8 protein-coding genes, 1 tRNA gene and 1 other RNA gene are annotated in these 8,706 nt (G+C 36.8%); 4 read left to right on the forward strand and 6 right to left on the reverse strand.

Annotated elements, in window-relative coordinates:
• Positions 1-252 precede the first annotated feature (252 nt).
• The 6 genes from ACIQZA_RS25360 to ffs all read right to left on the reverse strand — a co-directional run bounded on the left by ACIQZA_RS25360 (position 253) and on the right by ffs (position 4,170).
• Positions 253-525 (reverse strand): pro-sigmaK processing inhibitor BofA family protein, encoded by a 273-nt coding sequence (locus tag ACIQZA_RS25360; RefSeq protein WP_142511000.1) that lies wholly within the window; start codon positions 523-525, stop codon positions 253-255.
• 134 nt (positions 526-659) lie between these two features.
• Positions 660-875, reverse strand: coding sequence for a YaaL family protein (locus ACIQZA_RS25365; RefSeq protein ID WP_132364636.1), 216 nt, complete (start codon positions 873-875; stop codon positions 660-662).
• Between the two features lie 13 nt (positions 876-888).
• On the reverse strand, positions 889-1,485 hold the full coding sequence (recR, locus tag ACIQZA_RS25370; protein WP_079564088.1) for a recombination mediator RecR: 597 nt from the start codon (positions 1,483-1,485) through the stop codon (positions 889-891).
• Between the two features lie 11 nt (positions 1,486-1,496).
• Positions 1,497-1,811, reverse strand: a complete 315-nt coding sequence (locus ACIQZA_RS25375) for a YbaB/EbfC family nucleoid-associated protein (protein WP_386831561.1) — start codon at positions 1,809-1,811, stop codon at positions 1,497-1,499.
• A 21-nt stretch (positions 1,812-1,832) separates the two neighbouring features.
• Entirely contained in the window at positions 1,833-3,623 is a 1,791-nt protein-coding gene (gene dnaX, locus ACIQZA_RS25380) for a DNA polymerase III subunit gamma/tau (protein ID WP_402884608.1), read from the reverse strand.
• A gap of 279 nt (positions 3,624-3,902) precedes the next feature.
• An RNA gene (ffs, locus tag ACIQZA_RS25385) (signal recognition particle sRNA large type) lies at positions 3,903-4,170 on the reverse strand.
• A gap of 523 nt (positions 4,171-4,693) precedes the next feature.
• Here ffs and ACIQZA_RS25390 point away from each other — a divergent pair.
• From ACIQZA_RS25390 to ACIQZA_RS25405, 4 genes are all read left to right on the forward strand, one after another.
• A tRNA-Ser gene (locus ACIQZA_RS25390) sits at positions 4,694-4,786 on the forward strand.
• Between the two features lie 293 nt (positions 4,787-5,079).
• The gene (locus ACIQZA_RS25395) at positions 5,080-6,342 is read left to right on the forward strand and encodes an ATP-binding protein (RefSeq protein WP_400941663.1); all 1,263 of its coding nucleotides are present in this window, start codon (positions 5,080-5,082) and stop codon (positions 6,340-6,342) included.
• Positions 6,343-7,221 carry a response regulator gene (locus ACIQZA_RS25400; protein WP_402884611.1) on the forward strand — a complete coding sequence of 293 codons (879 nt, stop codon included), beginning with the start codon at positions 6,343-6,345 and terminating at the stop codon, positions 7,219-7,221.
• A 91-nt stretch (positions 7,222-7,312) separates the two neighbouring features.
• Positions 7,313-8,587: a cation:dicarboxylate symporter family transporter gene (locus tag ACIQZA_RS25405; protein ID WP_400941665.1), complete on the forward strand. Its 1,275-nt coding sequence runs from the start codon at positions 7,313-7,315 to the stop codon at positions 8,585-8,587.
• The last annotated feature ends 119 nt before the right edge of the window (positions 8,588-8,706 follow it).

Here is an 8,706-nt window from a genome sequence, read left to right on the forward strand (position 1 = left end):
TTTGATGTCCAAAATTTTGTTTCGTTCACTAACTCAAGGTTAGCTAGTAAAAACTTTATTGATTACGTTTTGCTTGTTCAGTTTTCAAGGTTCATATTGTCGCTGCTTTATCTCAACAGCAACTCTTATATAATATCATGTCGTTCACTTGTTGTCAACAATTAATTTTTTAATTTAAAACTCATTTGTTTTTCAACCGTTATCTTAACGACTCTTATTACTATACCACAATATTTTTGTTTTGCAAGCATCTTATAAAAAATATATTAAAGCGGTTATCCCTAGCACACCCGGAATACCTAATATTGCAATTGTGAATACTGAAAATAGATTAATCGGCACATTATAGCCTGCATACCCTATCCCTAAATGAATAATAAATAATAGTAGAAAGGCGAAAGCAAATCTAAACCAAAACACAGACATTCCTTCTAAAATTTTACCCATCTTGGCATGTCTTATTATTATATAAAGAAAAAGAAGCACTACAGGTACACAAAAGCTCATAATTACTAACCACGACATATGGTTTCCCCCTCAAAAATATAATTATGAAAGTTTATGTTTCCTGTTTTGCTTCTATGAATATTATTTATACCTATGCATTAACTTATTTTTAGCGGATGTTTGGACACCTGCTGAAATAAGTTTGAAAACTATTATTTAATTAATACTCTACGAATTCTAGCTTCCTTGAATAAATAAAAATGTATGCTCTCCGCTGCTTTTCGTTGAGCAATTACTTCTAAATCATAGTCATCTAGTAGTTCTTCAATTATCTTCGCCTGCTGCAAATCCTCTTTTGTTCCTTTTATAAGATTCACAAGCTTGTCATCGAATTCTTTTTTTAATTTTCCCTTACTGCGGAAGAACATATTAATCCCTCACTCACAATTCTCGGCGACCTTCCATTGCCTTCGATAACGTTACTTCATCTGCATATTCTAAATCTCCACCTACTGGTAGTCCATGAGCGATCCGTGTTGTTCGAATACCAGATGGCTTCACTAGACGCGAAATATACATAGCTGTTGCCTCACCCTCAATCGTTGAATTCGTAGCTAAAATAAGTTCTTGAACAGTCTCATCTTGCAAACGAACTAGTAGGGACGCGACATTAATATCCTCCGGACCAACACCATCCATAGGTGAAATAGCTCCCTGTAATACATGATACATACCATTGAAATCGCGCATTTTTTCCATCGCAATTACATCTTTTGTATCTTGGACAACACAAATAATAGAATGATTTCTTTGTTTGTCAGTACAGATATGGCATGGATCTACATCAGTTATGTTGCCACATACGGAGCAATAGCTTAAATTTCGTTTAGCATCAATTAGTGCCTTTGAAAAGGATAAAACGTCATCTTCTTTCATTGTTAACACAAAAAACGCCAGACGAGCCGCGGTTTTCGGCCCGATACCTGGCAATTTCATAAAACTATCAATCAGTTTCGATATTGGTTCTGGGTAGTACATTTATTTACCTCCTAGAACGGAAGATTCATGCCTTGAGTGAATTTACCCATTGTTGCATTCGTTTTTTCATCTACTTTTTTCAATGCTTCATTTGCAGCAACAACGATTAAATCTTGTAGCATTTCGATATCGTCTGGATCTACTACTGATGGATCAAGATTTACTTCTACAATTTCACGTTGACCAGTTACAGATACTTTCACCATACCGCCACCAGCTGTACCTTCAAATTGCTCTGCATTTAAAGCCTCTTGAGCTTCCATCATTTCCTTTTGCATTTTTTGCATTTTTTTCATCATACCTTGCATATTTCCCATTCCACGCATAAACATATTCCTCCTAAATGATTAATCTTCAACAATCTCAATAAAATCTTTACCAAACAGCTTTTCCGCTTCCGTCACAAGTGGATCTTGTGAAGCAAGTGGTTGAGCATCGTCGATAAACGGCCCTTCTGACATTTCTGCCGGAGGTGGTTCTAATAATTCCATTTCATGATCAGTTTCATCCTGAGAGGATTTTTTCTGTTGCTGTAAGCCATGATCACGAATAAACTCTTCACGTAATTTTAACCAAGCCTCTTCAGGCGTACAAAGCATTTCGTACATAGTACCAGTTTGCCCTGCAATTAATTGTGTGAATTGAGCTTTTAGGGATTGATTATCAGCAACCATTTGACAATGAATATCATACTTGAATTTTAACACAAAAGCACTTGAAGATGCCGCAACAGGTTCAGCCTCTGCCAAAAGAGCTGATTGAGATTTTTGCATTTGACTTAATGCCTGTGCCCAAACCGATTTAATACGTTGCACATCTTGCTTTGTAGCATCCTTTAGTATCTCTTGAATACGGCCTGTTGGTGCTTTATAGCCATTCGGACTTTTTGCTCGTGGGCGCTGTTCTTTTGGTGTTTGCGCCGTTTGCATAGGAGCACCAGCTTGTAATTGGGCTGATAGTTGTTGCACCATCTGCTCAAGTGCCACAATTTTTTGGGCGAGCTCAGGGCTCATAGCTACCTCACCTGAAGTGGTAGTCTGACCAACTGCGCCACCCGAAAACTGCACCATTTTAAGTAATGCTGTTTCCAAATAAATCTTTGTATGGTGGGAGAATCGCATTTCTTGCTGTGTTTTCGCTAAAATATCAATGTAGCCATATAGCAAATCCGGTGCAAAATCATGCGCTAATGTAAACACTCGCTCCTCTGGTGATACTAGTTCTAATAATTCGGCCAAATCTTCACTTGTTTGCAGTAATAATAAATCTCGGAAAAATGTAATTAGGTCCTCAGAAAGGCGAAGAGGATCTTTCCCATCCGCAATAAGCTGTTCTAATAACGCAAGCATTTGTGCGACATCTTTTACTTTAAGAGCTTCTGCTAACTCATAGAAAACTTCCTGACTAATAGAACCTGTCACAAGCAATGTATCCTCAAGCTTCAACTTTTCTCCACTAAAGGATACAACCTGATCTAATAAGCTTAAAGCATCACGCATACCACCCGCTGCTGATTGTGCGATTACCTTTAAACCTTGTTCCTCAAATGGTAACTCAATATCTTCTAATACAACTTTCATGCGCTCAATAATATCACCGGTCGAAAGACGCTTGAAATCAAAGCGCTGACATCTCGAAATAATCGTTGCGGGCAATTTATGAGGCTCTGTCGTTGCTAAAATAAATACAGCATGTGAAGGTGGTTCTTCTAACGTCTTTAAAAGGGCATTGAAAGCACTTGTAGAAAGCATATGTACTTCATCAATGATATACACTTTATATCTACTACTCGCAGGAGCAAATCGAACTTTCTCAATGATGTCTCGGATTTCTTCAACGCGTGAATTAGACGCCGCGTCAAATTCAATAACATCTGGGTGAGAACCGTCTGTAATGCTTAAACAAGTAGCACATTCATTACAAGGCTCTTTTGATGGTGCATGCTCACAATTTAAAGCCTTTGCAAAAATTTTAGCTGTACTTGTTTTCCCGGTACCACGTGGGCCAGAAAATAAATAAGCATGTGTTGTTTTATTCGCTAGGAGAGCATTTTGTAGCGTTCTTTTGACATGTGCTTGACCAGACATCTCTCGGAATGATTGCGGTCGATACACACGATAAAATGCTTGATACGTCAATGGATTCCTCTCCTCTTCTTCATTATATAGAATAGTTCTATTATAGCATTTACCTCATTATTTATAAAATATTGTCATCGTTTTTCTAAAACTTCGGGACAATTCTCTTTCACTTCCTGTAGTGAACGCTGATGCTTCCGGCTCCTATCGTCCGCCGCACAATTTGTAACTTCCTTAAACGTGTTGGTGAATGATCTTCCATCCCCAAAAATATTATAAAATCATAAAAAAACGCATCCGCCTTTTGTAGACGGATGCGTTTGAATTGGCAATTTAATGCCGTGCACCTTTCTTCGACAGCCGCACATAAGCGTTACTCTTGTCGTTAGCTCAGATTAGGCAACCCCGCGGCACATGAATAAGACCACTTAATGCTGCTTCCTTCCGGACCTGACATGGTTCATGGGTATCCATTGCGCAGGACCCAATCGTCAACACTACGTGCAAAAGGCAGACCAAACAATACGGACAGCCTCGAAAAAGGAATTCAGTCTCGCTAGAGCGGATTGCGAGTTACAGGACACCGCTACCTTCCCACCTAGCACGGCAATAACTAGTATACTGACTATTTTCATAAATTGCAACTTAATACGCATAATATTCGTTTGGAACATTCTATCTGCATTGTAAAAAAGAAATTGTTAATCCATTTATGCCTCGGCATCATTGTAGCTGTCACTTTGCTTTCACACAGATAAACAATGCCTCTGGAATTGGCTTTGTACTTAGGTCTGCATGAGGGCCGACACGATGTCGGCCATTCGACAATGCCACAGGACATGGCGTTTTTATCGATACAGATCAGTTAGCCGTTATTTAATGGATGCGATGATTTTAAGCTAATATCCTATAAGAACTCCTTTTCGATTCCATGACAGCCGTTAAAAAGTGACTTAGTACCGCATTCATTTCCTTCCTATAAAATTGGGAGACTTCTACATCTGACGCTTCGCTTTCGCTACCACAACATTTGTTGAAAAAAAGTTAAAAAAAATAAAAAATCTGTTGACGTAAATTTTAAAATATGATAAATTAAATCTTGTCGATAAGACAACGTAACAAAACAACATGGAGGTATACCCAAGTCTGGCTGAAGGGATCGGTCTTGAAAACCGACAGGCGGGTAACACCGCGCGGGGGTTCGAATCCCTCTACCTCCTCCAGTTTTAAAATTCCGACTACGAATGTAGCCGTTTTTTTTTGCTTAAAAATTATATGTAACATTTATTAGATGCCACTTCCACTTAGGTTGTGGTATTTTTTTATTGTAAATTAAGGTGTTATAACTGTGAAAAATCTATAGCATTATTTCATCTAGACAAATGCACTTTCATTACAAAACTATTTTTCGCCCCAACGTAACATGAAAAGTAGTGGTACAATTACATTTTATTTCAAACACGCAAACGAGCTTTTTAGCATAATGCTCGTTAATATTATTAGGGAGGATTTTTTTATGCACTCGAAATTTTACATATCTCGTGCTTCCCTCACTTGGGTTTTAACAATCGCTCTGTTAACTGCTATTGGTAGTGAAATTAAAATAATGCCTTTCGCTGATACACCTTTTCGTTTTGGATTAGGAAGTATTATTTTCTTTTTGTGTACTCTACTAAGACCTACACCGATCATTTTTGCTGGATTTACTACGAGTATCGTGACAACCATTTTTCGAGTTATCATTAATTACACTTTACATGATGTTCCAGTAGTCGATAGTTTACTAATACATTTGCCTGCCGCCGCCTTTTATATAATGTTTGCAATATGCCTACAAATTCTAAGCATTCATCAATATAGAGAAAAACCACTATTGCTTGGATTGCTAGTTGCATTTAGTGAAGTATTCAGTAATTTAGTGGAACAACTATTTCGTTTTTTTATAAATTCTTATACTTTTTTATTCCTTCATGATTTACTTATATTATTAGCAGTTGCTTTATTACGTAGCTTTTTTGTTGTTGGTATTTATAGTTCTATTTTAATTGCTGAGCAAAAAAAACGTGTTCAAGAAATGCTTACGATCGGCTCAGATTTATATGTAGAGACACTTTATTTAAAAAAATCGATGAACGATATAGAAGCAATAACAATCAGTGGGTTTGAATTATATCGACAATTAAAATCGCTAGGTTATCATGCAGAAAGTTTACAGGCACTTCATATTGCCCAGGAAATTCATGAAGTGAAGAAGGATTCACAACGCATTTATGCAGGTATTTCTAAAATTGTTGGTGAAAAGAGCTTTGGATCCCTTAGATTGTCAGAATTATTACATTATATTGAAGACGGCAACAGTAAGTACGCTCATTTTCTCGGGAAAGAAATTGAAATTAAATTAAATATTGAAATCGATTTTCAAACGAAGGAACATATTGCATTACTTGCACTTTTGAATAATTTAACAGCTAATGCTATAGAAGCAATTGAAAATCAAGGCATCATTTCTATTGCCATTCAGCAGCAACAGGATGATACTGTACTAACAGTATGCGATAACGGGAAGGGCATTCCACAAAGTAATCTCTCTATTATTTTTGAACCTGGATACACTACAAAATACAATGTAGACGGTGTCGCAGCAACAGGTATTGGTCTTTCACATGTTGTTGAATTAGTAAATAAATTAAATGGCTCAATAACCGTTGAATCAAATACTCAAAACACGATGTTTAAAATTACAGTTCCTACGCAAACTATTCAAACAGGAGAGACTTAAATGAGGTATTTTATTGTAGATGATGATCGTGCAAGTCGGGTCATGTTAAAACAAATTATTGAAGATAGTGGCTTAGGTACAGTTATTGGTGAAGCACGCAATGGTGAGGACGCCATTCCACAAATTTTAATGACACAACCTGAATTTGTGTTGATTGATTTACTCATGCCCAAGCTTGATGGGATTGCAACAGTCGAACACCTTATTCAAAATCGTTTTGAAGGACAATTTGTCATGATTTCTCAAGTTGTGAATAAGGAAATGGTTGGTGAGGCATATAAGCAAGGTATAGATTTCTTTATTCATAAACCGATAAACCGTATTGAGGTTGAAAATGTTTTACGTAAAACAACTGAACAATTTCGCCTAAAAAATTCATTGCTTATTATTCGCCAATCACTTACAAATATTGATCTAAGTGAACAAATAAATCACAAAGCAACGTCACGCGATCATATTCAATCTATCTTAAATGATATGGGTATCGTTGGTGAGATTGGAAGCGAAGATATTATAGCTATCATCGAAACATTACTTGCGCATCAGCACAAAATTGCACCACTTCCACCATTAAAGGAGCTTTATGAGGAGCTTGCAGTTGTCACAAAGGCTACACCAGATGAAATTTTGAAGGAAAGTAAAGCCATTGAACAGCGGGTGCGCCGTACTATATTAGCAGCGATGATAAATCTCGCCAATTTAGGTGTCGTAGATTATACAAACTCCGAATTTGAATATTATGCACCTCGATACTTTGACTTTAAAGAAATTCGTCATCTTATGACTCAGATAGAAGATCACGGAAATCGTAAAGCAAAGGTTAATATTAAGAAATTTATTCAGGTGTTATATTCAGACATTTTAACTAAAGTAAATTAATTTTCTCGGATTTTGTCGGATTTTATAAGTCCTCCGTATTATTAAAGTAAGGCAAGTCCTAAAAATTTTAATATTAGGAGGTACTAAGATTTTGAAGAAGAAATTTAGAATCAGTTTAGCCACTCAAATTTTAGTCGGTTTGATTTTAGGGATTATTATTGGTGGTATCTTTTACGGAAACCCCAAAATTGAAACATATCTACAACCTTTAGGTGATATTTTCCTTCATCTAATTAAAATGATTGTTGTACCGATTATTATTTCAACTTTAATCGTTGGTGTTGCTGGCACTGGAGATATGAAACAGCTTGGACGATTAGGCGGAAAATCGCTTATTTACTTCGAAATTATTACAACAGTAGCAATTGTCATTGGTTTACTTTCCGCAAACTTATTCCAACCAGGCGCGGGTATAAACATGAACGAGCTCTCTCAAGGAGATATTTCAAAATACGTTGCCACTACAGAAGAAGTACAGCATGAAGGACCATTTGATATTATTGTAGGCATTGTACCAACAAATATCATTCAGGCAATGTCTGAAGGTAATATGCTTGCGATCATCTTCTTCTCAGTTATTTTTGGTTTAGGGGTTGCTGCCATTGGCGAACGAGGAAGACCAGTATTAGACTTCTTCCAAGGGGTAGCAGATACTATGTTCTGGGTAACTAACCTCGTAATGAAATTCGCTCCAATTGGGGTATTTGGTTTAATTGGTGTAACCGTTTCCAAATATGGATTCGCTTCCCTAATACCACTTGGTAAACTCGCTATACTTGTTTATGCAACAATGCTATTCTTTATCTTTGTCGTTCTTGGTCTTGTGGCCAAATTTACAGGTATCAGTATCTTCTTCTTAATTAAAGTACTAAAAGATGAGCTGATTTTAGCGTTCTCAACAGCAAGTTCTGAAGCTGTGTTACCACGAATTATGTTGAAAATGGAGAAACTAGGTGCTCCAAAGGATATCGTATCCTTTGTTATTCCAACCGGTTACTCCTTTAACTTAGATGGTTCTACACTGTACCAAGCTATTGCTGCATTATTTATTGCTCAAATGTACGGTATTCACCTAAGCATTGGTGAACAAATTACGTTAATGCTTGTATTAATGGTTACATCTAAAGGGATTGCAGGTGTTCCAGGCGTATCATTCGTTGTGCTTCTAGCAACTTTAGGTACTGTCGGCATTCCAATTGAAGGTTTAGCATTCATCGCAGGTATCGATCGTATTCTTGATATGGGACGTACAGTCGTTAACGTAATTGGTAACTCACTTGCATCTTTAGTTATGGCGAAATGGGAAGGCCGTTTCGATTCAGAGAAAATGAAAAATTACTTTAATGATAATAAAAATTTAGCATAAAAATTAAAAAAATCCTCACGATGTATGAAGTGACCCCTAAAAGTTAGACACGGTTATTTCATTAGGCAGCTTGGGTAAATTGAGTTCGGTATTGCACCGGACTCATTTTTAATTTTGCC

The organism is Lysinibacillus sp. NPDC096382 (assembly GCF_044762845.1).
In the GTDB taxonomy this organism is placed as follows: Bacteria; Bacillota; Bacilli; order Bacillales_A; family Planococcaceae; genus Lysinibacillus.